Annotated in this window: 21 protein-coding genes and 1 riboswitch; of the genes, 11 read left to right on the top strand and 10 right to left on the bottom strand. The window is 63.8% G+C overall.

What is annotated here, in order from left to right:
• Window positions 1–2: 2 nt before the first annotated feature.
• The gene (gene pgfA / locus AC1DWA_RS04000; RefSeq protein ID WP_477916478.1) at window positions 3–1,109 is read left to right on the top strand and encodes a cell envelope lipid trafficking protein PgfA; all 1,107 of its coding nucleotides are present in this window, start codon (window positions 3–5) and stop codon (window positions 1,107–1,109) included.
• 169 nt (window positions 1,110–1,278) lie between these two features.
• Complete coding sequence (locus AC1DWA_RS03995; RefSeq protein ID WP_477846291.1) at window positions 1,279–2,235, top strand: ABC transporter substrate-binding protein; 957 nt, start codon at window positions 1,279–1,281, stop codon at window positions 2,233–2,235.
• Here AC1DWA_RS03995 and AC1DWA_RS03990 read toward each other — a convergent pair.
• On the bottom strand, window positions 2,216–3,442 hold the full coding sequence (locus AC1DWA_RS03990; RefSeq protein WP_031331334.1) for a lipopolysaccharide biosynthesis protein: 1,227 nt from the start codon (window positions 3,440–3,442) through the stop codon (window positions 2,216–2,218). The two genes, AC1DWA_RS03995 and AC1DWA_RS03990, sit on opposite strands and share 20 nt — an antisense overlap.
• A 33-nt stretch (window positions 3,443–3,475) precedes the next feature.
• Between AC1DWA_RS03990 and AC1DWA_RS03985 the strand changes: the two genes are divergently transcribed.
• Window positions 3,476–5,215: an MmpA family trehalose lipid delivery protein gene (locus AC1DWA_RS03985; RefSeq protein WP_477846292.1), complete on the top strand. Its 1,740-nt coding sequence runs from the start codon at window positions 3,476–3,478 to the stop codon at window positions 5,213–5,215.
• On the opposite strand, the gene AC1DWA_RS03980 is transcribed toward AC1DWA_RS03985, so the two are convergent.
• The gene (locus AC1DWA_RS03980) at window positions 5,162–6,376 is read right to left on the bottom strand and encodes a glycosyltransferase family 4 protein (protein WP_019747129.1); all 1,215 of its coding nucleotides are present in this window, start codon (window positions 6,374–6,376) and stop codon (window positions 5,162–5,164) included. The two genes, AC1DWA_RS03985 and AC1DWA_RS03980, sit on opposite strands and share 54 nt — an antisense overlap.
• A 173-nt stretch (window positions 6,377–6,549) precedes the next feature.
• On the opposite strand from AC1DWA_RS03980, the gene AC1DWA_RS03975 reads away from it, so the two are divergent.
• The 5 genes from AC1DWA_RS03975 to AC1DWA_RS03955 all read left to right on the top strand — a co-directional run bounded on the left by AC1DWA_RS03975 (window position 6,550) and on the right by AC1DWA_RS03955 (window position 12,160).
• Complete coding sequence (locus AC1DWA_RS03975) at window positions 6,550–7,320, top strand: class I SAM-dependent methyltransferase (RefSeq protein ID WP_069147102.1); 771 nt, start codon at window positions 6,550–6,552, stop codon at window positions 7,318–7,320.
• 4 nt (window positions 7,321–7,324) lie between these two features.
• Window positions 7,325–8,212 (top strand): ROK family protein, encoded by an 888-nt coding sequence (locus AC1DWA_RS03970; RefSeq protein ID WP_113682195.1) that lies wholly within the window; start codon window positions 7,325–7,327, stop codon window positions 8,210–8,212.
• A gap of 139 nt (window positions 8,213–8,351) precedes the next feature.
• On the top strand, window positions 8,352–9,539 hold the full coding sequence (locus AC1DWA_RS03965; RefSeq protein WP_279217860.1) for a phosphotransferase family protein: 1,188 nt from the start codon (window positions 8,352–8,354) through the stop codon (window positions 9,537–9,539).
• A gap of 1 nt (window position 9,540) precedes the next feature.
• A complete protein-coding gene (locus tag AC1DWA_RS03960) occupies window positions 9,541–10,710 on the top strand; it encodes an Rv3169 family protein (RefSeq protein ID WP_133727629.1) in 1,170 nt (389 codons plus the stop codon).
• A 4-nt stretch (window positions 10,711–10,714) separates the two neighbouring features.
• Window positions 10,715–12,160 carry an aldehyde dehydrogenase gene (locus AC1DWA_RS03955; RefSeq protein ID WP_141487717.1) on the top strand — a complete coding sequence of 482 codons (1,446 nt, stop codon included), beginning with the start codon at window positions 10,715–10,717 and terminating at the stop codon, window positions 12,158–12,160.
• A 1,144-nt stretch (window positions 12,161–13,304) separates the two neighbouring features.
• Here AC1DWA_RS03955 and AC1DWA_RS03950 read toward each other — a convergent pair.
• From AC1DWA_RS03950 to AC1DWA_RS03930, 5 genes are all read right to left on the bottom strand, one after another.
• On the bottom strand, window positions 13,305–14,006 hold the full coding sequence (locus AC1DWA_RS03950) for a (2Fe-2S) ferredoxin domain-containing protein (protein ID WP_153213250.1): 702 nt from the start codon (window positions 14,004–14,006) through the stop codon (window positions 13,305–13,307).
• Window positions 14,003–15,064: an ABC transporter substrate-binding protein gene (locus tag AC1DWA_RS03945; RefSeq protein ID WP_477846293.1), complete on the bottom strand. Its 1,062-nt coding sequence runs from the start codon at window positions 15,062–15,064 to the stop codon at window positions 14,003–14,005. Before AC1DWA_RS03945 ends, AC1DWA_RS03950 begins: the two co-directional genes overlap by 4 nt.
• Window positions 15,061–15,879, bottom strand: coding sequence for an ABC transporter ATP-binding protein (locus tag AC1DWA_RS03940; RefSeq protein ID WP_279163142.1), 819 nt, complete (start codon window positions 15,877–15,879; stop codon window positions 15,061–15,063). Before AC1DWA_RS03940 ends, AC1DWA_RS03945 begins: the two co-directional genes overlap by 4 nt.
• Entirely contained in the window at window positions 15,876–16,883 is a 1,008-nt protein-coding gene (locus AC1DWA_RS03935; protein WP_003945625.1) for a FecCD family ABC transporter permease, read from the bottom strand. The genes AC1DWA_RS03940 and AC1DWA_RS03935 overlap by 4 nt, the downstream gene beginning before the upstream one ends.
• A 117-nt stretch (window positions 16,884–17,000) precedes the next feature.
• Window positions 17,001–17,136, bottom strand: a riboswitch (cobalamin riboswitch).
• Between the two features lie 16 nt (window positions 17,137–17,152).
• On the bottom strand, window positions 17,153–17,761 hold the full coding sequence (locus AC1DWA_RS03930; protein WP_477846294.1) for a TetR/AcrR family transcriptional regulator: 609 nt from the start codon (window positions 17,759–17,761) through the stop codon (window positions 17,153–17,155).
• Window positions 17,762–17,813: 52 nt separating this feature from the next.
• Between AC1DWA_RS03930 and AC1DWA_RS03925 the strand changes: the two genes are divergently transcribed.
• The 3 genes from AC1DWA_RS03925 to AC1DWA_RS03915 are packed head-to-tail and all read left to right on the top strand — an operon-like array spanning window position 17,814 to window position 20,053.
• Window positions 17,814–18,752, top strand: a complete 939-nt coding sequence (locus AC1DWA_RS03925; protein WP_477846295.1) for an alpha/beta hydrolase — start codon at window positions 17,814–17,816, stop codon at window positions 18,750–18,752.
• Between the two features lie 10 nt (window positions 18,753–18,762).
• On the top strand, window positions 18,763–19,722 hold the full coding sequence (locus AC1DWA_RS03920; RefSeq protein ID WP_477846296.1) for a cation diffusion facilitator family transporter: 960 nt from the start codon (window positions 18,763–18,765) through the stop codon (window positions 19,720–19,722).
• A gap of 28 nt (window positions 19,723–19,750) precedes the next feature.
• Window positions 19,751–20,053: a hypothetical protein gene (locus tag AC1DWA_RS03915; protein WP_290286174.1), complete on the top strand. Its 303-nt coding sequence runs from the start codon at window positions 19,751–19,753 to the stop codon at window positions 20,051–20,053.
• 58 nt (window positions 20,054–20,111) lie between these two features.
• Here AC1DWA_RS03915 and epsC read toward each other — a convergent pair whose 3' ends face one another.
• The 3 genes from epsC to AC1DWA_RS03900 form a co-directional block, all read right to left on the bottom strand.
• Window positions 20,112–20,690 carry a serine O-acetyltransferase EpsC gene (gene epsC / locus AC1DWA_RS03910; protein WP_019747116.1) on the bottom strand — a complete coding sequence of 193 codons (579 nt, stop codon included), beginning with the start codon at window positions 20,688–20,690 and terminating at the stop codon, window positions 20,112–20,114.
• Window positions 20,691–20,695: 5 nt separating this feature from the next.
• Window positions 20,696–21,631, bottom strand: coding sequence for a cysteine synthase A (gene cysK / locus AC1DWA_RS03905; RefSeq protein ID WP_019747115.1), 936 nt, complete (start codon window positions 21,629–21,631; stop codon window positions 20,696–20,698).
• 181 nt (window positions 21,632–21,812) lie between these two features.
• Complete coding sequence (locus AC1DWA_RS03900) at window positions 21,813–23,642, bottom strand: phosphoenolpyruvate carboxykinase (GTP) (RefSeq protein WP_029254577.1); 1,830 nt, start codon at window positions 23,640–23,642, stop codon at window positions 21,813–21,815.
• Window positions 23,643–23,878 lie beyond the last annotated feature (236 nt).

The raw sequence follows: 23,878 nt of genomic DNA, 5'->3' as shown, positions 1-23,878 counted from the left end.
GGATACTTCCTTGCATTCTGGTGGGCCTCGGTGCCTTCCTTTTGGCCATCGCCATCCTCATTCCTACCTACACGGTAGGCAAGCTGGAGAAGACGCCACTCGACCTCGAGGTGACCACCGTCGCCACAGGCACCGGTAGCGTCCTCAACTCGGCGGCCCTCCTCGGCGGAAAGGCACAGGTCGACACCAACGTGCCGATCGTCGCTCAGCGCTACGTCACCACGCAGGACCCGTCCGACGCCGACATCATCACCGTCGAAGCCGGCCAGACCGTCCGTCGTACCGACAAGCAGGGCGACACCGGACTGCTGACCGCAACCCTGGACCGCGTCACGCTCGATCGCGTCAGCTCGATGCCGACCAACGATCCGGTCGGAACCGTCCAGACGTCCAGCGACCAGCCCGCCGAAGAAGTTTCCCGCGACGGTCTGCAGTACAAGTTCCCGTTCAACACGGAACAGAAGAGCTACCCCTACTTCGACCTGAACGCTCGCGCCACGAAGGACATCGACTTCGTCGAAGAGACCGAGATCAACGGTCTGAAGGTGTACCACTTCCAGCAGACGATCGATCCCGTCGACCTGTCGAAGGTCGTCAACTCCCCCACCAACAAGCTGAGCCTTCCCGCTGACACCTGGGGCGTTCCCGGCGGCGCAACCCCGATCACGATGACGCGTTGGTACACCAACGTCCGTGACCTGTGGGTCGAGCCCAAGACCGGTGTCGTCGTCAAGGGCCAGGAGCAGTTGCACCAGTACTACGGCCGCAACAAGGATGCCGTCGACGTCGAGGTTCTCAAGGTCACGCTGCCCTTCGACGAGGCGACCATCGAGTACCAGGTCCAGCAGGCGCGTGACGGCATGGACAAGCTCTCGCTGTTCGGCCGCACCGTCCCGATCGTGGCAGGTGTCCTCGGAGTCATCGCGCTGATCGCCGGTATCTTCCTCGGCCTTCGCGGCGGCAAGGGCGGAACTCCGGCCCGCGCCGCACACGGCGGAACGAACCAAAATCCCAGCGGCCAGGGTTCGCCCGAGCCGGCTCCGGGTGAGCACGACTGGACCTCGGACGACACTCAGGTGATCCCGCGTCCGGATCTGCGCAAGGACTGATTCAGGCAGTTAGCAGAGCGCCCCTTCCACACGGAAGGGGCGCTCTGCTGCATTTCGGGACTTTGTTGCCGGATCGGCGTACGGATTGGCGCAACGGGTCGTTCCCTCCGCGTGGTCGCGGGCTTAGCGTTTTCTGGAAGTCCAGACCACCCCGAACACGAGGAGCCACATGCCCGCATCAACAGTTCTGGGTTCGCACATCTGTGTCAGCGATCTGACACGTCGGAGATTTGTTGTCGGCAGTGCTGCATTCTCCGGGCTGTTCGCCGCCGGTTGCGCAAGGTCCGCCGGTACCGAGGGCGATGCGTCCGGGATGCGCACGGTCACGACCTCGCTCGGAACCTACGACATTCCGGTGGCACCGAAGCGCGTCGTCGCCATCGACTCCCGACTCGACCTCGAACCAGCCGTTGCGATGGGCCTGCCGGTCATCGCGTACAGCTTCGACGCCGCCGAGCCGTGGGTTCCAGCCGATCCCACGGCGCAGGTGTTCGAGGCACCGGTCAACGTCGAGGCAATTCTCGCGCTGGAACCGGACCTGATCATCTGCACCGACATCGGTGAGGCCTCCGACATGTGGCCGCTGCAGCAGTTGAGCCAGACGGCTCCTGTGCTTCCGATGGACTTCACCCGTCCGTGGCGCGAGAACATCGACCAGTTGGCAAGTTGGCTGGATCGCACCGAGAACCCCGAAGTCCGTCAGGTCATCGGAGCGTACGAGGACAAGGCAGCCGGATTGAAGGAACGCCACGCCCGGAGTTTGGCGAGCAAGCAGATCGTGCTGCTGAACTACGTGAATCAGAAGGTCAACGGCGTCAACCGAAAGGGCATCTCCACGCAGGTGGCCGAAGACCTCGGCGTCCAGCTCCAGTGGCCCGTCGAGGGACAGAAGGAGATCTCCACCGAAAATCTGGTGACTTCCCTCGACTCGGCCGACGGAATGATCGTCACCACCGCGCCCGGCGTGGATCCCGTCACCGACGACCGCGCGATGTGGAACCGTATCCGCGCAGTACAAGGCAACAACGTCGTCTACACGGGCGGGAACATCAACTACGGATCCGTCTACACCGCGATGCGTACGCTCGACTACTTCGACGATTTGTTCACGCGTCTGGAGAACTGACGTCGCTGTGAGGTGCCGGCCGGGCGCGGTCGGCACTTCGCACTGCGGCGACGGACACCGCCAAGGCCGTCGTCGACGCAACCACCACGGCGACGCCGATCAACTCTCCCGGCGTCTTCGCCCACACCAGCATGACCGTCGCCTCCACAACCAGTCCCGCCCACGCAAGAAGGGCCACTCGCGTGCGTTCTGACGCGATTGCGGACAGCAAGGCACCCTGGAGTACCGCCAGCGCTGCACCGTGCAGGGCGAAGGCCCACAGCATCGGAGCCACGGCGGCGTACGCGTCGCCCACGAGCATCGGCACCAGCGGGCCGGCAACCGCCGCCCCCAGAACCAACACGGCGCCGATACCGACGAGCACCGCCAACGCCGAGCGAACCGCTTGCGCCGAGTGCGCCGGATTCGCCATCTTCGGGTACAGCACGACGCCCACTGCCTGTGGCAGCCAGAACGCCACCTTCGTCGCGACGGCGCCGAGTGCGTAGACACCGGCGTCGTACTCACTGAGGACGACGCGGACGATCAGCAGGTCCAGCGAAGACAACGCGATCAGCGCGAGCTGGACCTGTGACGCCGCGAGCACGGAGACGACGCCGATACGCACCGCACGGTCCTCGCTCACCGAGACGGTTCGGTCGACCACTCGAACTATCGCCACCAGCAACGCAGTTCCGGCCGCGCCCGCGACCAATGCCGCGCCTGCCCCGCCACCGAAAGCCAGAACGATCACTGCCGGAAGGACTTTCATCACCCCGGCTCCGGCCAGCACGGCGCTGAGAGTGCCGAATCGACCGTGACCCTGCAACAACCCCTGCTCCGTTGCCAGTAGAACCAACATGGGCGCGGTCACCAATGCCGAGAACGACGCCACGATTCCGGTGTCGAGCAGCCACGCCATCGCCGGAGCGAGCGCAACCGCGAGGACGGCGACGATCGCGGTGCATCGATACCCCAACGACCGCAACGCATCTGTGCTCTTGCCACGCACCGCCTCGCGGGCGACCACCGTCTGCAACGCCAAAGCCGGAACTGCAAGTACCAACTGGGCGGCAAGCAGACTCGCGAACTCTCCGTAGCCGACCGGACCCAACCATCGGCTGGCCAACCATGCCAACAGGTACGACGCGACATTGGCCGTCATCGATCCCACCAAAACCATGCCGACCCCGGCCGCGGCGGCGCGATCGAGTGGTTGGCGAGGCATGGCAGTAATGATGCACCACGTATCGTGCGCGTCATGACAGTGCAAGCCGGATACCGCCGTTACCTGCCTGCGGCGTACAGCCTGGCGCTGGCACTGTTGATCCTCGGACCGCTGCTCGGCCCCGGCTACCTCCTGCTGCGCGACGCCGTCAGCACGCCGCGCTCGTACCTGACCGACTCCGCCCTCGGACTCACCGACGCCGCAGCCCGCGCCGTTCCCCAGGACGCGCTGATCGCAGCGTTGAGCACCGTGATCGACGGCGGACTGGTGGTCAAGTTCATCCTGCTGGTGGCGCTCTGGCTCGCCGGTTGGGGTGCGGCGCGCATGGTCGCCGTCCTGCTGCCGACGGCCGGTCTCGGTCCACAACTGGTCGCGTCGACGGTGATGCTCTGGAACCCCTACGTGGCCGAGCGCCTGTTGCAAGGACATTGGAGCCTGCTGACCGGATATGCCGCACTGCCGTGGATCGTGGGTGCCGGAATCGGAGTTCGCCGAGCCACGCCCGGGTCCTGGTGGGCGTTGGCCGCGTCACTGGCATTCGCGGGCCTGACACCTACCGGCGCTCTACTCGCTCTGACGGCCGCGCTGGTGGTGGTAGCCACCCCCGGAGGCCGAACCTCGGCCATGCGGCGTGTCTGCGGCGCTTTCGGGCTGTTCCTCGTCGCCGCCTCGCCGTGGTTGGTCGCCACCTTCGTATCCGGAGCAGCAGGCGACGGTTCCGATCCGGCGGGAGTCGCCGCCTTTGCCGCCCGAGCAGAACCCGGACTCGCGACGCTCGGCAGCCTCGCCGGGCTCGGCGGTATCTGGAACTCGGCAGCGGTACCATCCACGCGCACAACACTCTTCGCGTTGGTCGAAACAGTTCTTCTGCTTGTCGTGGTGTTTGCCGGTGTGCCCGCTCTATGGCGCCGACGCCGGAACCCCGTTGTCAGTGGACTCGGCGCGCTGGCCCTGTTCGCGGTGCTCGCTCCGACCCTGGGCGCTACTCCGTGGGGGCTCGACGTCGGCCGATGGTCGGTCGAGGTGTTCACCGGCGCCGGTCTACTGCGTGACGCCCAGAAGTGGGTCGCGCTGGCCGTACCGTTCTACGCACTCGCTGCCGCCGCCGCGGTGATGTGGGCGGGCAATCGGTTCTCCCTTCCCCGCCCGACATTCTCGATCGCCGCCGTCGTGGTGACGATCGTGGCACTACCGGATCTGGTGTGGGGTGTCGGCGGCGCGTTGAAACCCGTGCACTATCCCGGGTCCTGGACCGTGGTGGCCGAGCAACTACGAGACGAAACCGGTGACGTTGCAGTGCTTCCCGCTGGGATGTTCCGCGCCTTCCCCTACAGCGGTGATGCGCCGGTACTCGATCCAGCACCACGCTTCCTACCGCTCGACGTTCTGCAGACCGGCCAACTGGTGGTTGCCGGTGGTGCTGTCGGCGGTGAAGGAACCCGGGCCACCCAGGTCGAGGATGTGCTGCTTGCCGGCGGGAGTCCTACGCAGTTGGCCGATCTCGGAGTCGGATGGGTACTGATCGAACGTGAGACACCAGGCCAGCTCGGCAAGGCGGCAGCGACACTCGACGGGTTGGAACAGGTCTTTGCCGACAACGATCTCGAGCTCTACCGGGTACCCGGAGATGTTGCCGCGCAGGAAGCGTCGACCGGTGCCCGAACTGCCGTCATCGCTGCACATCTCGCCTGGATACTGATGGGCGTGATCGCGCTGATCTCAGTCGGACTGTACCAGAACCGAATTCGACTCGCGAGGCGCGGCCAGTCCTGAGACCCACCGACCGTCCTTGTGCGCGGTCAGCACCTCGAGCACTCCGGTGCCGGTCTGCTCCCAGGAGAACTCGCCCGACCACACCCGAGCTTTCTCACCGAGCACCGTGCGGAGTTCGTGGTCGCGGAGCAGGGTGCCTGCCGCCTGCGTCAGATCAGCGATGTCGCCGTCGCCGGCGTGCTCACCGCCGACCAACAGCCCGGTCACTCCGTCGACGATCGAATCGGTCAAGCCCTTGGAACTGCGGTAACCGATCGTCGGAACACCGTGCTGCGCAGCCTCGATGACCGCCAGGCCCCACCCTTCCTTCCGCGAAGGCATGAGGTGAATCCACGACTGCGCAAGGAGTTCATGTTTACGAGCCTCGTCGACGTGACCGTAGAACGAGACGGCGTCACCGATTCCCAACTCGGCGGCGCGATCTCGCAGGTTCTGCTCCCACCAACCACCACCGATGACGTCGAGATGGATGTCCGGAAGCGTCGGACGCAGGGCTGCGACGGCCTCGAGTGCGTCCTCGATCTGCTTGTGCGGCACCAGTCGTGAGAGAACCGAGATGGTGGGACGCTCGGCCCTGGTGATCGATCCACCTGCGTCGACGCCGACGGGGAGCCGATCGGCACCGTTGCGCACCACGGCAATTCGTTCGCGCTCGACACCGAGGTCCACCAATTCTTCGGCCGAAGGAAGCGACACCGTCAGATACTGACTACGTCGATGGGTGCGCGGTGACAATCGCGATTCGACCCACCAGCCGATCCGGCCGACGAGCTTGCCTGCCACCGGCCATTGTTCACGATGGCAGTGATGGACCAGAAGCGTGACCGGCGCACCCGCCACGGTCTTCGAGAAGAAGGGGATGCCGTTCTGGGTGTCGATCACCGCGTCGGGGCGAATGCCCTTGAGCGATCCGAAACCCAGACGTCCGGCGGCAATGGCGGCCAGAGCGCGGGGGTACACGCTGAAACGTCCACCGGCCCGGCTGATCGTGATGCCGTCTCGAACCTCCGACGCGGGCGCCCCGGGGTACGACGCCGTCCGCAGCGTCACCTTGATACCGCGCTCGGCCAACTGGGATCCGACCTGCTCGAGGTAACGCTCGCTTCCACCGCCCTGGGGATGCCCGGTATCGCGCCAGCAGAGCAACAGAACCTCGCGCACGTGCGTTACTCCCTGAGTTGGTCGGTGGCCACCCCGGTTCGGGCGATCCTGCGGGATGCCCCGCCTGACCGGCCGGTAACCCTGCCGAACACCCTAACTGTTCGAGCGTCCGTATTGCCGCGCTCCTGACGGTGTTCGTGGACCGTGCGACCCAGTGGCTAAAGTTGCTACCCGTGACCAAGCCCGCAGTGACCCGCATTTTCGGCCGACGGGCAACCCTGAAACGCTCGTTCGGCCTGCTCAGCGACTTCCGCCACGAGCAGTCCGCGCCCGACATCTTCTACGGCGCGCTCGCGCGCGACTCCGTCGAATTGATCTCGGACCTGCACGAAGGTCACACCGGACGATCCCTCGACGGTCTCACCGTCCTCGACGTCGGCGGTGGTCCGGGCTATTTCGCGGAGGTCTTCCTGGCCGCAGGTGCCCGCTATATTCCCGTCGAACCCGATCCGTCGGAGATGCACGCCGCGGGTCTGACCGTGGGCGGCGCGGTGCGTGGATCCGGTTTGGCACTGCCGTTCCTGGACTCGTCCGTGGACATCTGCTTCTCCTCCAACGTGGCCGAACACGTCAGCGAGCCGTGGCTGATGGCCGAGGAAATGCTGCGCGTGACCAAGCCGGGCGGCTTGATGGTTCTCTCGTACACCCTGTGGTGGGGTCCGTTCGGCGGCCACGAAACCGGACCGTGGCACGCGCTGGGGGGCGAGTACGCAGCCGAGCGGTACCTCCGCAAGACCGGACACGAACCGAAGAACAGATTCGGGGTGTCGTTGTTCAAAGTCGGCGCCACCGACGGCCTACGCTGGGCCCGTGGAACCAGCCAGGGCACGTTGCTCGCCGCGATCCCGCGCTACCACCCGTCGTGGGCGTGGTGGATGGTCCGAGTCCCCGGTCTTCGGGAGTTCCTGGTGAGCAACCTCGTCGTGGTTCTCGAAAAGCGATAGCGACATGCGCCTCGCACTCGATATCGGTGGCACCAAGATGGCGGCCGGCGTCGTGTCCGAGGACGGCCGCGTTCCCGTGTTCGACAGTGTGCCGACGCCGCAGACCGACCCGTGGGGAGCGTGTGCGGCGCTGCTCGAACGAGTCGCAGACGGCCGCGACGTCGACGGTGTGGGCATCGCTTGCGCCGGGCCGGTGGACACCGTCGCCGGCGTCGTGGCCCCCATCAACATCACCGAGTGGGCACAGGGATTCGAGCTCGTAGCGGGCGTCCGCAGCGTCTTTCCCGATGCCGGAACTGCCCTCGCCATGGACGGAGCCGCAGCGGCATTGGCGGAGTTCCACCACGGCGCCGGACGCGGAACCCCGAACCTCCTGAGCCTGGTCGTCTCGACGGGAATCGGCGGAGGAATCGTCCTCGGCGGTGAGATTGCTCGGGGTCGCACGGGGAACGCCGGTCACATCGGCCACCTCGTCGCTCCAGGATCTTCCGAACCGTGCAGCTGCGGGGGCGTCGGCTGCCTCGAGACGGTGGCCAGTGGACCGTCCGCGGTGCGATGGGCTCGTAGCCAGGGCTGGTCGGGAAACACCGGCCGTGAACTAGCCGAGGGTGCACGCAGCGGCGACGCGATCGCCGTGGACGCGCTTCACCGCGCAGGGACGGCGCTCGGTGGTGGCATCGCCTCGGCGGCTGCCCTCCTGGACGTGGACCTCGCGGTGATCGGCGGCGGTTTCGCCCAGTCGGGTGCACCGCTGTGGGAACCGATGCTCGACGCGGCTGCCCGACATGCCCGTTTGTCGTTCATCGCCGGGCTCCGGATCGTTCCCGCCGAGCTGGGTGGCGCCGGAACTCTGACCGGTGCGGGCTTGCTCGCGCTCACCGCCGTTATCTGACACGCGTTCTTCCCCGATAAATCCGCAGGGAGTCCCACTAAACGGGTGCCACCTGTTCCCAATTTCTGTAACGTGTTTTAGTGTTCTGACTCACACCGTTACGGGCATTGCACGTGACGCCTACGGGAAGGAGGTGACCGTGAGCCCAGACGCTTCCTCATCTGACGTTGCCTCGACTGCTTCTTCGACCGATGAAACCGAGCATCACGCCCAGGTCGCCCGACCGAGCGATTCCCTCCGCGACACCGAAGACCTCCGTGAGCGCCTGGAACGGTGGATGGCCGGCAAGGTGCCGAGCGGATCCACTGTGACCGTCGCCGACGTCACCTTGCCCGCAGCCAACGGCATGTCCAGCGAAACCATCCTCTTCGACGCCACCTGGGACGGCGATCATCATCCCTTGGTCGCTCGGGTGGCACCGACGGAATCGACTATGCCGGTGTTTCCGACCTACGACCTCGAATCCCAGTTCCGCACCATGGCTCAGGTGCGCGAGCACTCGGCGGTGCCCGTACCCGCGGTGTACTGGTCAGAATCCGACCCGGACGCGTTGGGTGCGCCGTTCTTCGTGATGGAACGAATCTCCGGCGACGTGCCGCCAGACGTCATGCCGTACAACTTCGGATCGTGGGTCACCGAAGCGTCCCCCGAGCAGCGAAAAACCCTCCAGCGCAGCTCGGTCGACGTCCTGGCTCAATTGCACGCCATCGACAAGCCGTGCGAGCGTTTCGACTTCCTCCGACTCCCGAATTCGGGAACGACTGCACGAGACGCATTCACGGCGCACATCGCCGAGCAGCGCGCGTACTACGAGTGGGTGGTCTCCGACGGCATCAGATCACCGCTCATCGAACGTGCCCTCGACTGGATCGAGGAGAACAATCCCGCGGACGATTCTCCGGCGGTGCTCTGTTGGGGCGACTCGCGCATCGGCAACGTCATGTACCAGGACTTCGCGCCGGTAGCCGTACTCGACTGGGAAATGGCAACTCTCGGCCCGCGAGAGATGGATCTGGGCTGGATGGCATTCCTGCACAGGTTCTTCGAGGACATCGCCGGGTTGGCGAACCTACCCGGCCTTCCCGACTTCCTTCGACTGCCGGATCTCGCGCAGACCTATGCCGAGATCACCGGCCACACCCCACACGATCTGGAGTTCTACGTTACCTATGCCGCACTGCGTCAGGCGGTCATCATGTGGCGAATCCAGGCCCGCGCCATAGCTTTCGGCCAGTCACAGCGACCCGAAGACCCCGACGACATGATCATGCACCGCGCTTCGCTCGCCGCGATGCTCGACGGTACCTACTGGGAGAGGTTGGCCTGACATGCTCTCACCGATGGACGACTATCCCGTTCACCAGATCGCCGAACCGATCCGTCACGTAGCCACCTCGGATCGAAACTTCTACGACCGCTACTACTTCAATTGCTACCCCACCGAATCCCCCGACGTGTTCCTCATCGTCGGACTCGGCCAGTACCCCAACCTCGGCGTCATGGACGCATTCGCTGTCCTTCGCCGCGGTGACGACCACATCGTTGCTCGCATGTCGAAGGCGCTGGGTGCCGACCGTACCGACACCACCGTCGGACCTCTGCGCGTCGAAGTGCTCGAAGGGCTGCAGAAGCTCCGCGTCGTACTCGAACCGGGCAGCGAATACGATCTCTCCTTCGACATCACCTTCGATGCCACCATCCCCGCGGCGCTCGAGCCCAAGCACTTTCGCCGTCAACTCGAACGAGTCACGTTCGACACCTCACGCTTCCTGCAGACCGGCACGTGGACCGGATCGCTCACCGTCGACGGGGAGGACTTCGCGATCGACCCGAAGACGTGGCGAGGTAACCGCGACCGCTCGTGGGGTGTGCGTCCGGTCGGTGAAGCCGAACCGCAAGGCAGACGCGCCGTCGACGGAATCCAGAACTTCTTCTGGATCTACGCGGTCATGCAGTTCGACGAGTTCACGATCTCGGTGATCATGCAGGAAGACGAGCAGGGCAGGCGCATCGTCGAAGAAGCCATGCGAGTGTGGCCGGACGAAGCCAGGGACAACGAATGGCTCGGCCGACCCGAACACGAACTGACGTTCTGCCCCGACACCCGCGACGTCACCGGAGCGACCATCACCTTCCACCGGCCAGGCGGTGAAGTCCTCACCGTCGCCTGCGAACTGCTGCTGGCCAACTACATCGGAATCGGCACCGGCTACGGGCTCGAACAGGACTGGCGTCACGGAATGTGGCAGGGCGAACTCGTCGTACAAGGGCTCCGCCACAAGGTCCACGAGATCGAACCGTTCCAACGCATGTTCTCCCCCGTCGACAACCTCGCGTCCTTCACGCTCACCGAAGGCACGAACACCAACACCGGCACCGGTCTTTTCGAGGTAGCCGCCATCGGACCGCACGAGAAATACGGATTCACCAGTTTCACCGACACCGCACAGGCAGACGACGCGTATGCCCTCGCGGCGACCGACAACACCGAGGAATGAATTGATGACTGACTACGACAAGCTCTACATCGGTGGAGCATGGGTGGCCCCGGCCACCGACCAGGTACTCGAAGTGTTCTCTCCCGCAACGGAGGAGCGCGTCGGCAGCTGTCCCATCGCAGCACCGGCAGACATCGACGCGGCTGTGTCCGCAGCCCGCGCGGCGTTCGAGGGACTGTGGTCACGCACCACCCCCGCCGAGCGCGGCGCGATCCTCGCCAAGGCCGCCAAGCTGATCGAAGAGCGCAGCGCGGAAATCAACCAGCTCATCTCCAACGAGATGGGCCAGCCGCCCGCCATGGTCGGCATGATGCAGCAGACCCCATCGATGGCGACGCTGGGCTACTACGCCGAGCTGGCCGACAAGTTCGCGTGGGAAGAGAAGCGCACCGGTGCGTTCGGGCAGACCAAGGTGACCCGTGAGCCCGTCGGCGTCGTCGCCGCCGTGCTGGCCTGGAACGTCCCGCTGTTCCTGGCGATCAACAAGCTGGCCCCCGCGCTGCTCGCCGGCTGCACCGTACTGCTCAAGCCCGCACCCGAATCCCCTCTCTCCGTCCACGTGATCGCCGAGATCTTCACCGAGGCAGGCGTTCCCGAAGGCGTCATCTCCGTGCTCCCCGGCGGAGCCGAGACCGGCGAATACCTGGTCTCTCATGCGGGCATCGACAAGATCACGTTCACCGGATCCAGTGCCGTCGGCCGCAAGATCGGTGCCATCGCCGCGCAGAACCTCAAGCGCTGCTCCCTCGAACTGGGTGGCAAGTCCGCCGCGATCATCCTCGAGGACGCCGACATCGCCGCCGGAATGCCGATGCTCGTCATGTCCGGCCTGATGAACACCGGCCAGGCCTGTGTCGCTCAGACCCGAATCCTCGCTCCCCGTTCGCGTTACGACGAGGTCATCGAGGGAATGAAGACCGCGGCAGGCTTCATGACCGTCGGCGATCCGTCCGATCCCGCAGCACAACTCGGCCCGCTGATCTCCGAGAAGCAGCGCGAGCGCGTCGAGGGCTATATCGCCAAGGGCAAGGAAGAAGGCGCGCGCGTCGTACTCGGTGGTGGACGTCCCGCCGGCCTGGACAAGGGCTGGTACGTCGAGCCGACGATCTTCGCCGACGTGGACAACTCGATGACCATCGCACGCGAGGAGATCTTCGGACCCGTCCTCTCGGTGATCCCGTACGACTCCGAGGACGAGGCCATCAAGATCGCCAACGATTCGGATTACGGCCTCGCCGGATCGGTGTGGACCACCGACATCGATCACGGACTCGAAGTTGCCGCGCAGATCCGCACTGGTACCTACGCGATCAACTGGTACGCCTTCGATCCCGGATCACCGTTCGGTGGTTACAAGAACTCCGGTATCGGGCGCGAGAACGGACCTGAGGGCCTCGAAGCCTTCTGCGAGACCAAGTCCGTACTCATGCCGCCCGGCTACGTGGGCTGACCCACCCGGGAGTTGGCACCCTTTGCTGACAGTTGGCACCCGTTCCGACCTGCCGGAACGGGTGCCAGCCCCATGAAATGGGTGCCAACTCCCAGCGAATCCACAGATCCACCCGGTACCGTCGAAAACGAATCAGTCATCTCACAAAGGACATTCATATGCTCACCAACGCCATCAACGCTTTCCTCGCACTCTGGGGCAGCGCCTCCGTCGGCAGCAGTGGATACCAGATCCCGCCGGGAACCCTTCCCTTCGGTTCCTGAGACATGAATGTTTGAAGCCCGCCGATTGGTCAATCGGCGGGCTTCAAACGTAATCGAGGCACCATTCAGGCCAGTCCACGCTCCCGACGAAGCGCATCCTCCATCTGCTCATACTCGCGACGCGCAGAATCCCGTTCCAGGATATGACTGCCGTGCGTGCAAAGCTCGGGCGCTCGAACTGCAGGGATGAATATGGAAACGGGCCACGTGAGACCAACTGCTAGAAATCCGAACATTCCTGTAAATATCGCCTCTGTCGAGAAAAAGGAGCGATACACTCCGTGTTTCCTTCTCCAGTAAGACGTCCCTATTGCCCGACCGATTACAGCATAGGAGATGAATGCAATGAATCCGACTACTACCATGTCCATTGAATATCCTCTCGACCGATTGATAACGAATATTTTTCGCCGGATTCAGGCACTCGGCAGCCAACTCTCATAGCGTTGACATCGACGTTCACCGAACCTACTGCGCTAGCCTGAGCAGCATTGACTCATCGGTGCTGCGCGCATGGGCTACCGCCTTGCCCGTGGCACCTCGTGCAATTTCCAAAGGTTCCCCACACCTTCCCCTCCCCGTTGCAGACCGAACATTTGCCGTGCTGGCAATCCCGGCACCTATTGTCGTATCCCATGGTTCACTCCTCGAATTCGCATTGGTCTGAATATTTCTACCAAATCTCGATACTCATGGCAGTCGTCTGATTGACGGACAATCGCCACAGGGTCCTGGTTGCATTCAAGAGAAATCAATTCAGGCTGACCGGGTCCGCAAGAAATATTCGACCAATTGAATCGAATTGACCGTCTCACTGATGGACAGAACCCGCTGAGCGCACTTCGCGCCCAGCGGGTTCTTTGCTTTCACCGACCCGGTATCTACCGGTCCAGAACGTTATCCGCCAATCGATCCTCGCGACCGGACACCAAGGCCTCGGCATCACCGGCGTCCACATGACCGAACCAGGTGCCACCGGGGTTCGCGATCACCAACGGGCCCAGGTTGCACGGGCTCAGACAACCGGTTCCCGTCACCTTTGCCGAAGTGCCTTTGGCCGCCGCACTCATGGCCCGGTGGAGAGGCCCTGCTCCGTACGCCATGCAGCGGGGCCCCTTGCACACCAACAGATGTGTATCGTGCTGCTCGATCACCGACCAAGCCGGACTGCGATACGACGCCGGACTGGCAGTGATCGGCTTTCCGGCCGCGCCGAGTTCATCGATCACCTGCGCGGCCACAGCACCTTCGAGCGTTTCCGATTCGTGGAGCGAGACTTCCAGTTCGGCACCGATCCGGGTTTCGCGCCAGTTCGCAACCGCCTTGCTGGTCCACGTGAGCAGGTACCGATCCCTCGGCACCGCAACTGGAATCAACACGACCTTGCCCACGTCATCGGTATGCGCTCGATCGAGTTCCTCGTGAAGGCTCGGCGACGCGACATCGAGGTACGCAATACGAACGTCGGCGTCGGTGCCGGCCCGAACAGCGTCGAACATCCGTCGCGCGGCCGACTCGTCGAGGCCGCTGACGGTCGGCCGAAGTACGACGATCACCCGATGCGAACCACTGTCGACACTCATGCCGACGGCGCGGTTGTCCAGTCGATCCCGCTCGACGGAGCAAGTCCGAACTCTTCGATCTTCGCGCGCAGCTCTTCCGCGCCGTAGACGTTGGGGAATCCGCTGGTGAACATGGCGAGCGGGAGTACGACGAAGCGGTTCTGCTTGACGGCGTCGAGATCGCGTAGGCCTTCTCGGCTCTTGATCGCGTCGATCTTGCCCTGTACTTCGTCAGCGCTCTTCTTGTAGTCCATGATCACGATGACGTCGGGTTCTGACTTCGCGACGGTCTCCCAGCTCGCTTTGAACCAGGTGTTGTCGACGTCGGCGAACACGTTGGTTCCCCCGGCGACGTCGATGATTCCGTTGGGGGCTCCGTTGCCTCCGCTGGTGTACAGATCTTCTTCACCGCTGTCGTAGATCAAGACCTTCGGCTTGTCGGCGGCATCTGGCGCGGACTCCAGACGTGCCAAACGTGAATCAAATTCGGTCAGTGCCTCGGCGGCAGTGTCCTCGGTTCCGAACAGCTTTCCGTAATTGGTCACGTCCGCACGAAGGGCATCCCACGGACCCATCGTGCCGAGCGCGGAATCCGCTGCGGCACTCTGCCTACAACTATCGGAGATCACATATGCATCGATGTTGTTGCTCTGCAGCGATTCCGGCGTCACACCGGAGGCTCCCTTGAACAAGCCACTGTAGGAGCCGACCACCAGGTCCGCCTGCTTACCCAGAATCGTCTCCATCGTGATCGTTCCGTCCAGGTGTGGGACGTCCGCAATTCCAGGGCCGAACATCGACTCCATGATCGCGTCGTTGTTCGTGTTCAACACGACGGCCGCGAGACGATCCAAACCGCCGACTCGGAGAATGGTGCCGATATTGGCCGCATTGCTTGTCGCAACGACGTTCTCGATCGGAAGCTGGAAAGTGCTTTCGGTCCCGCAGTTCTCCACTGTCACCGAAGTCTTGTCTGCAGCTTCGTCCACCGGTGCAGTTGCCGAGCAGCCGGCAACTGTCAACAACGCTGTCGCGGCTACAACCGCACCGAACGACGCTCGAGTCTTGACATGTATCAAAGTGCACTCTCCGAAAATGATTGTTGTAGTTGAGAATTTCGTGATTCGAATACGAGGTGTGAACGGCCTGTCGCGGGGTTCACGAGCTCGAAAGTCTCGACGCCGAAGACAGTTGCCACCACCGAGGTGGTGAGTACGTCGGATGGATGTCCGAACGCCCTGGCAACTCCATCCGCGAGCACGAGCACCCGATCGCACACTGCCGCAGCCAAATCGAGGTCGTGCAGTGCCATGATCACCGTCCGGTCCAACGACCGGACCAGATCGAGCAGTTCGAGTTGATGGCGGATGTCGAGATGATTGGTCGGCTCGTCGAGGATGAGCACGCCGGCGTCCTGCGCGAGACCTCGGGCGAGAAATACCCGCCGACGCTCGCCGCCGGAAAGCGTGTCCATCGAAGAGAATCGGTGCTCGATCATTCCGACCTCGCCCAGAGCACGATCAACGACGGCATTCTCGTGCTTTCCGCCGACACTCCAGGGCTTTGTATGTGGCGTGCGCCCCAGAGTCACGTACTCGTGAACCAACAAATCGGCGGGACTCTGCTCTTCCTGCGCCACAAAAGAAATGGCTTTGGCCCGCGAACGCGCGGACATCGCGTGCACGGACTCGCCGCCGACGCGGACGTCACCGTCAGCGATCGGTCCGAGACCGGCAAGCGCACGCAACAAAGTCGACTTGCCCGATCCGTTCGGACCGACGACGCCGACTACTGCACCGGCGTCCGCCGCGATGTCGACGCCCTTGACGACGGTTCGGCGGTCGATGCGGACAACGACTCCGGACGCGGTCACCGCCAGGGCGCGGGCGCTCACGAACTGCCACCGAATCGGTAGCGCCGACGGCCGAGAAGCAGGAGAAACAGCGGGGCACCGATCACCCCGGTCACCACGCTCAGCGGGATCTCGGTCGGCCGCAACGAGGTCCGCGCCACGACGTCGACCCACACCAGGAACGACGCGCCGATCAGCGCTGCCGCCGGCAACACCACTCGATGTCTGGCTCCGACGAGCATGCGTGTGACGTGCGGTATGACCAAGCCTACGAAGGCAATCGCGCCGGACACTGCAACCATCGTGCCGACCAACGCTGCCAGCACGCCGAACAGCACGTTTCGCAGGGTTCGGATGGGAATACCGAGCGAAGCCGCGACGTCCGGTCCGGCCGCCAGCGCATCCAGCCAACCGTGCAGGGCGAACACCGCTGCCGTCAGCAGGAACACAACGATGACCGGCGCCCACAACTTGTCCCAGGATGCCCCGGCCAAACTTCCCAGGAGCCAGAACAATACGGACTGCGCGGCCTGGGAATCATTGGTACGCAGCACCAGAAAACTCGCGATCGCCGACAGGGCGGATGCGGTAACGGTGCCGGTCAGAACCAATCGCAGTGGAGTGATACCGCCTTGCAGCGTCGCGATGGTGAAGACGAGAATCGCAGCTCCCAACGCCCCGATCATCGCGCCGAAACTGAGCGCCCACACTCCCGCGCCGGCGAACAGTCCGGTGGTGATGACGGCGGTGGCACCGACACTCGCGCCGGACGACACTCCCAGCAGGTGGGGATCGGCAAGAGCGTTACGAACGAGGGTTTGCACCACCGCGCCGGCGACGGCAAGACCAGCGCCGACGGCCAGACCGAGCAGTACCCGCGGTGCTCTGATCCCCCACACGATCGCAAGTTCGGAACGCGTGACGGGTGGGCCTCCGAAGCGCGAGTGCACCACGTCCACCACAGTGGACACGGGGAGCATCTCGGATCCGAATGCCAACGCGCACACAGCAGAGAGCACGGTGACGACCAGCAGAGCGGGCAGCACGATACCCGGACTGAGCCGTCCTCGAGGCGCACCAGCCTTCGGCGAAGGCAGGTGGGTAGGTGGAGACAGAGCTCCGCCAACAGCATTCATGGTGTGACCGATCCATCCTCGTGGCATGACACAACGTCAACGAGGGTGGTATCTGGCTACGGTCGACGCATGGACGACCTCACAGTGGCGGGACCGCGCCGGAATTGCACCGACTTCCCATTACCTCGATGATGACGTCAGAACCATAACGGACTGTGGTCACCATTCCGCACACCGGATCAGGATTCCGACGCGATCATCGATCTCGCCTGCCGCACGACGGCTTCCGTTCGCACTCGAAGTTCTCCGGGTGAATCCGATTCCAGCACAACCCGATGCACCTGGCTGTCCACGGCAGTCACAGTCAGCCGCGACGTCAGCAACGCATCGTCCGCACTGAAACCGCGGCTCTGCAAGTATTCCGAAAAACCCAGTACCAGTTGCCGATTCATTCCTTCGACCTGCTCGATGAGCTCACGCGTACGCGGAACCTGATCGTAGAGCAGGTGAAAGAACTCTCGCGGCTTACTGTTCACTTCGACCGCGCACTCCACCAACATCCGGACGGCCTCGTCCGGGGCGAGTTCACGCTCGACGATGTCGGCAAGGCAGAGCGCAAAACTCTCCCGCGCAGCACTCACGTGACGGTTCGCCAACTCCGCAAGGATCTCGTACTTGTCGCCGAAATACTGGTAGAGCGAGCCCACCGACACCCCTGCTTCGTCAGCGATCCGGTTGGTGGTCGCTGCCATGCCCTCCGACGCGAAAACGCGAGTAGCTGCCTCCAGGATCGCGTCGTAGGTAGCCCTCGAGCGCTGCTGGGAGGGCCTTTTCCGCCGAGTCGACACGGTCCTCCGATGCGAGTTGTCAGCCGCGACGCCGATACCGAGAATTGTTTAGGTGACCAGCGCCGATTACTCGAAGTTTATGCCCGACCGGTACACCGATCACATGCCGGCGCCGACCCCGACGTGGTGGGAGTGGAACGGCAACACCGTCCACGTCGCACGGGCAGTGGTTCCAGGCGCGCCGGTTCGTGTTCTCGGCATCCACGGCGCCGGCGGCTACTCAGGCGCGTTGTGGCCGTTCGCCGGGATCGGCGTGAAACTCGGAGCCGAAGTCCTCTTCCCCGATCTTCCGCTGTACGGCGACACCGTCGTAGCCGATCCCGCCGGCGTCCGGTACGAGCAGTGGGTCGATCTCCTCTGCGATCTCGTCCGAGCCGAGAAGGCAGCCGACGATCGGCCGCTGGTGTTGTTGGGCGCCAGCATCGGCGGTCTGCTGGCCTACGAGGTAGCCGCGCGGACCGGTCTGGCCGACGCCGTCGTCGCCACCTGTCTGCTCGATCCCTCGCATCCGTCGGCCAGAGCTGCCGCGGCGCGGTTCGGCCCGATGGGTGTCTACGGCGCTCCCCTGATGCGCCGCACCGAACGACTGGTGGGCCGTATCCGCGTGCCCATCCGTTGGGTCGCCGACGTCGCGAACATGAGCAGCAACCGTGAACTCGCGACGCTGTGCGCAACCGATCCGCGCGGTGGCGGTGTTCGGGTGCCACTCGGATTCCTCAGCAGCTACTTCTCGTTCGAGCACACCGCACCCGAAGCATTTCGGACGACGCCCGTCTTGCTCACGCACCCGGCCGACGACCGATGGACGCCACCCGAACTGAGCCTGCAGTTCCTCCGCCGCATCAACGCACCCACAGAATTCGTGATGCTGGACGGGTGCGGGCACTTTCCCGTCGAAGAGCCGGGCCTGACGCAGTTCCACGACGCCGTCGACACACTGCTGCGCTCCGTCGCCGAGCGTCACCGCACGAAACCGTCGCCACCCGCCTAGCCTGAAGTTCGTGAGCATCGAACCCAAGGCCGAGCCGACGGGAAACGGCGACGAGAGCACCACGACAGTCGTACTGGCGTTTGCGGCTAACGCGCTGATCGCCGGGGCCAAGACGGCGGCCGCCATCGTCACCGGATCTGCATCGATGGTCGCCGAGGCCACCCACTCCTGGGCCGATACCGGCAACGAAGTGCTGCTGCTGATCGCGAACCGCCGCTCGAAAAGGGTTCCCGACCGAGACCAGCCACTCGGGTACGGCCGGGAGGCCTACATCTGGTCGATGTTCGCCGCCCTCGGACTCTTCGCGCTCGGTGCAGGTGTGTCGATCACCCACGGCATCCAGGAACTGTTCCATTCCGAACCGGCCACCGACTTCGGTGTCGCCTACGCAGTCCTCGGCGTCTCGTTCATCCTCGAAGGCATCTCGTTCCGGCAGGCGTACAAGCAACTCCGAACCGAAGCGTCCGCCGTGAACCGTGACTTCATGGCCCAGGCGCTCAACACATCCGACCCGACGACCAGGGCCGTGTTCGCCGAAGATGCTGCAGCACTGATCGGTTTGGTCATCGCATTCGTCGGCGTCCTACTGCACCAGATCACCGGTTCACCGATCCCCGACGCCCTCGGCTCCATCTTCGTCGGCATACTTCTCGGAGTCATCGCGATCATCCTGATCGACCGCAACCGCCGATTCCTGGTCGGCGAAGAGGCCTCACCGACGCTGCGGGCAGCAGCCGTCGAAGCTCTCACCCAACTACCCGAGATCAACCGAATCACGTTCCTGCGCATGGAATACCTCGGGCCGCGGCAGGTCTACCTGGTGGCTAGCGTCGATCTGGTCGGTGACTACGCGGAATCCCGAGTGGCCCACACGTTGCGCGAACTCGAACGCTCACTCGAGCAGAGTCCACGCGTCGTGCGGGCGATCCTGACCCTCTCGACGCCCGAAGAACCGTCGATCGCAGTCTGAACTTCCGGCCGGGCGATAGGCTCGTTCGATGCGCGCACTGATCGTGATTCTGGCGGTTCTGGGATTTGTCGTCGGGGGAATTCCTGTGGTGGGCAGTCTGATCGACGTGATGACCAGTCAAGACAAGACCATCGTCTATCAGGGTTCCTACGTACCATTTCGGGACATGCAGATGGCTCGGGACACCGAATCGACGATAGCCACCGCCTACGAACCCTTAGACGGACCGCGCTGGCTCGTCCTGGCCTGCTATCCCCTGATCGGGGCGGCACTGGGCGCAGCGACGGCCGTCGTACTGGGACGTCGCGGGTGGCACCTGACGCGAGCCTGAACAGACGCCGATGGCCACCCGCCGTCTACACGAGGGTGGCCATCGAAGAAGGAATGCTTCAGATGTACATCGCAGGATCGATGTAACTGTTCGGGTCCACCAGCTTTTCCTTGGTGGTCCGTGGCCGCGCCACCGCCGGGATACCCGTCGCGATGGATTCGGCCGGAACATCTCTGGTGACAACGGCATTGGCGCCGATAGCGCTACCTTCACCGATGACGACAGGTCCGAGGATCTTGGCACCAGCGCCGACGGTGACCCGGTCTCCCAGCGTCGGGTGACGCTTGACCTGCTCGAGCGAGCGACCACCCAGGGTGACGCCGTGATAGAGCATCACGTCGTTACCGACCTCGGCCGTCTCCCCGATCACGACGCCCATGCCGTGGTCGATGAAGAACCGTCGACCGATGGTGGCACCGGGGTGAATCTCGATGCCGGTAACGAAGCGTGTCAGCTGCGAGAGCACTCGCGCCGGGCCGCGTAGCGCAGGGACGACCCACATGCGATGCGCAACCCGATGCGCCCAAATGGCATGCAGCCCTGAATAAACGAGCGCGTTCTCCACATTGCTGCGCGCGGCAGGATCCTGACCGCGCGCAGCCTGCAGGTCCTCGCGAATTGTCCCGAGGATACTCACAAGTCTCAGTCCCGGATGTGTTCGAACAGCGGGGTGGAGATGTAACGCTCGCCGAAGTCACAAACGACAGCCACGATCAGCTTGCCGGCGTTTTCCGGACGCTTCGCCAACTCGAGTGCGGCCCAGACGATGGCACCGGACGAGATGCCGCCCAGGATGCCTTCCTGGGTGCCGAGTGCGCGAGCGACCTCGATGGAATCGGGGAACGAGACGTCGATGATCTCGTCGTAGATCTCGCGATCGAGGACGTCGGGCACGAAGTTCGCGCCGATTCCCTGGATCTTGTGGGGACCGGGCTGGCCACCGTTGAGGATCGGCGAGTCGATGGGCTCGACGCCCACGATCTTGACCTCGGGCTTGTACTTGCGAAGGGTGCGTCCGACGCCGGTGATGGTGCCGCCGGTGCCGATGCCGGACACGAAGATGTCGACGGCGCCGTCGGTGTCGGCCCAGACCTCTTCGCCCGTCGTTGCCTCGTGGATGGCCGGGTTGGCAGGGTTGGCGAACTGGCTGGCCGAGACAGCGTTCTCGGTCTGCTCGACGATTTCCTTGGCCTTGGCGACTGCACCGGCCATGCCCTCGGAGCCCGGGGTCAGCACGATCTCGGCGCCGTAAGCACGCAGCATCACGCGACGCTCGGTGGACATGGTCTCCGGCATGGTCAGGATGACCTTGTAGCCGCGAGCAGCACCGACCATGGCGAGTGCGATACCGGTGTTACCACTGGTGCCCTCGACGATGGTTCCGCCGGGCTTGAGTGCACCGGACTTCTCGGCGGCGTCGATGATTGCCACGCCGATCCGGTCCTTGACGCTGTTGGCCGGGTTGTAGAACTCGAGCTTGACGGCGACCTGTGCGTCCAGGCCCTCGGTCAGACGGTTGAGCCGCACGATCGGGGTGCGCCCGACCAATTCGGTCACGTTGTTGTAGATCCCGCTCATATCTGGTCCTCCTGAGGATCGAGTGTGTCGACCCGCTCGCTGATCACTGCTTTACGGCTGAACTGCATAACGGCTGAACTGCTTAACGGCTACAGGCAAGGGCATACAGACGACCGATGCCGCATCGGTTCATCAAATTGAACCAATGCGGCATCAGGCCACTACATACGGGGGCGGTTTATCAGGCCAACCGCTGCTTCAGAGCTTCGAACTCGTCACGAATGCCGGTCGGCAGCTTCTCGCCGACGAAGTCGAACCACTCTTCGATGAGCGGGATCTCGGCCTTCCACTCGTCGATGTTGACCGCGAGGGCCTCGGTGATGTCGGCGTCCGACACGTCCAGGCCTTCGATGTCGAGTGCCGATCCGGTGGGAACGACGCCGATCGGGGTGTCGATGCCGGCAGCCTTGTGCTCGATGCGCTCGACGATCCACTTCAGGACGCGAGAGTTCTCGCCGAAGCCTGGCCACAGGAAGCGTCCGTCGTCGCCACGGCGGAACCAGTTGACGTAGAAGACCTTGGGGAGCTTGGACGCGTCCGCGGACTTGCCGAGGTCGATCCAGTGCTGGAAGTAGTCACCGACGTTGTAGCCGAGGAACGGCAGCATTGCCATCGGATCGCGGCGAACCGTACCGACCTGGCCTTCGGCTGCTGCGGTCTGCTCGGAGCCGACCGTTGCACCCATGAAGACGCCGTGCTGCCAGTCGCGAGCTTCGGTGACCAGCGGAACCGTCGTCTTGCGGCGTCCACCGAACAGGATTGCCGAGATCGGCACGCCCTTCGGGTCGTCCCACTCGGGAGCCATGATCGGGCACTGCGACATCGGAGTGCAGTAACGCGAGTTGGGATGAGCCGCATGGGTGCCCGACTCGGGCGTCCACTCGTTGCCCTTCCAGTCGATCAGGTGCTGCGGGTCGCCTTCGAGGCCTTCCCACCAGACGTCACCGTCGTCGGTCAGAGCGACGTTGGTGAAGACCGTGTTGCCCTGGTCGATGGTGCGCATGGCGTTGGGGTTCGACGACCAGTTGGTGCCGGGAGCCACGCCGAAGAAACCGAATTCCGGGTTGACGGCGTAGAGCTGTCCGTCCTCACCGAAACGCATCCAGGCGATGTCGTCACCGAGGGTCTCGGCGCGCCATCCGGGGATGGTCGGCTGGATCATCGCGAGGTTGGTCTTGCCACAAGCGGAGGGGAATGCCGCCGCGATGTAGTAGGCCTTGTCCTCGGGCGAGATGAGCTTGAGGATGAGCATGTGTTCGGCCAGCCAGCCCTCGTCGTGCGCCATTGCCGAAGCGATACGCAGCGAGTAGCACTTCTTGCCCAGGAGAGCGTTTCCGCCGTAGCCGGAACCGAAGCTCCAGATCTCACGATCCTCGGGGAAGTGAGTGATGTACTTGGTGTCGTTGCACGGCCACGCGACATCTTCCTGGCCATCGGCCAGCGGAGCGCCGAGGGAGTGCAGCGCCTTGACGAAGAATCCGTCGGTGCCGAGCTTGTCGAGAACCTTGCTGCCCATGCGGGTCATGACGCGCATGGAGACGACGACGTACTCGGAATCGGTGAGCTCGACGCCCAGCTTCGGATCCTCGGCGTCGAGGGGGCCCATGCAGAACGGCACGACGTACATGGTGCGTCCACGCATGCAACCGCGGTACAGGTCACCCATGAGGGTGCGCATCTCCGCCGGGTCCATCCAGTTGTTGGTGGGACCTGCGTCGATTTCTTCCTTCGAGCAGATGTACGTACGCGATTCGACTCGCGCGACATCGGACGGATCGGAGTTGCCGAGGAAAGAGTTCGGCTTCTTCTCGTCGTTGAGGCGGGTGAAGGTTCCTGCCTCGACCAACTTCGTTGTCAGTCGGTCCCATTCTTCGTCCGAGCCGTCTGCGAAGACGACGCGATCAGGCTGGGTGAGTTCGGCAACCTCTTGCACCCATGCAAGCAGTTCCTTGTGCTGCGTGGGGGGCGTGCCGTCAGTTCCATTGAGACCGGGAATGGTCGCTGAGGTCATCAAACTCTCCTGGGGTGAGCCGGAACCGGGTTCTCGTGACACCGGATGCAAACTGCAGCGCCCCGATACCAGTCGATCCCGGTGTCCCCCTCTCGACGGGGTCCAGCCGCGTCATCCACTCACGTGGATTTCACGGACGCCGGGTGTCCTATGTATTGAGGTTAACGCTGGCTGTTCACCTGCAGGTAATCGGGTGCGGTCAGAAATGTCACAGAAACGATTCAGTTGGTGTGTTC

This window comes from Rhodococcus sp. P4_F3_2 (assembly GCF_056401335.1).
This window is presented reverse-complemented; position numbering and strand designations above follow the sequence as displayed.

Bases quoted from the DNA above. Each gene is read 5' to 3' on its own strand.
- AC1DWA_RS03960 (WP_133727629.1), top strand. From the start codon at position 9,541: ATGCTCTCACCGATGGACGACTATCCCGTTCACCAGATCGCCGAACCG.
- AC1DWA_RS03900 (WP_029254577.1), bottom strand. From the start codon at position 23,642: ATGACCTCAGCGACCATTCCCGGTCTCAATGGAACTGACGGCACGCCC.
- AC1DWA_RS03915 (WP_290286174.1), top strand. From the start codon at position 19,751: ATGCGCGCACTGATCGTGATTCTGGCGGTTCTGGGATTTGTCGTCGGG.
- AC1DWA_RS03990 (WP_031331334.1), bottom strand. From the start codon at position 3,442: ATGCCTCGCCAACCACTCGATCGCGCCGCCGCGGCCGGGGTCGGCATG.
- AC1DWA_RS03985 (WP_477846292.1), top strand. From the start codon at position 3,476: ATGACAGTGCAAGCCGGATACCGCCGTTACCTGCCTGCGGCGTACAGC.
- AC1DWA_RS03995 (WP_477846291.1), top strand. From the start codon at position 1,279: ATGCCCGCATCAACAGTTCTGGGTTCGCACATCTGTGTCAGCGATCTG.
- AC1DWA_RS03950 (WP_153213250.1), bottom strand. From the start codon at position 14,006: ATGAGTGTCGACAGTGGTTCGCATCGGGTGATCGTCGTACTTCGGCCG.
- AC1DWA_RS03970 (WP_113682195.1), top strand. From the start codon at position 7,325: ATGCGCCTCGCACTCGATATCGGTGGCACCAAGATGGCGGCCGGCGTC.
- cysK (WP_019747115.1), bottom strand. From the start codon at position 21,631: ATGAGCGGGATCTACAACAACGTGACCGAATTGGTCGGGCGCACCCCG.
- AC1DWA_RS03955 (WP_141487717.1), top strand. From the start codon at position 10,715: ATGACTGACTACGACAAGCTCTACATCGGTGGAGCATGGGTGGCCCCG.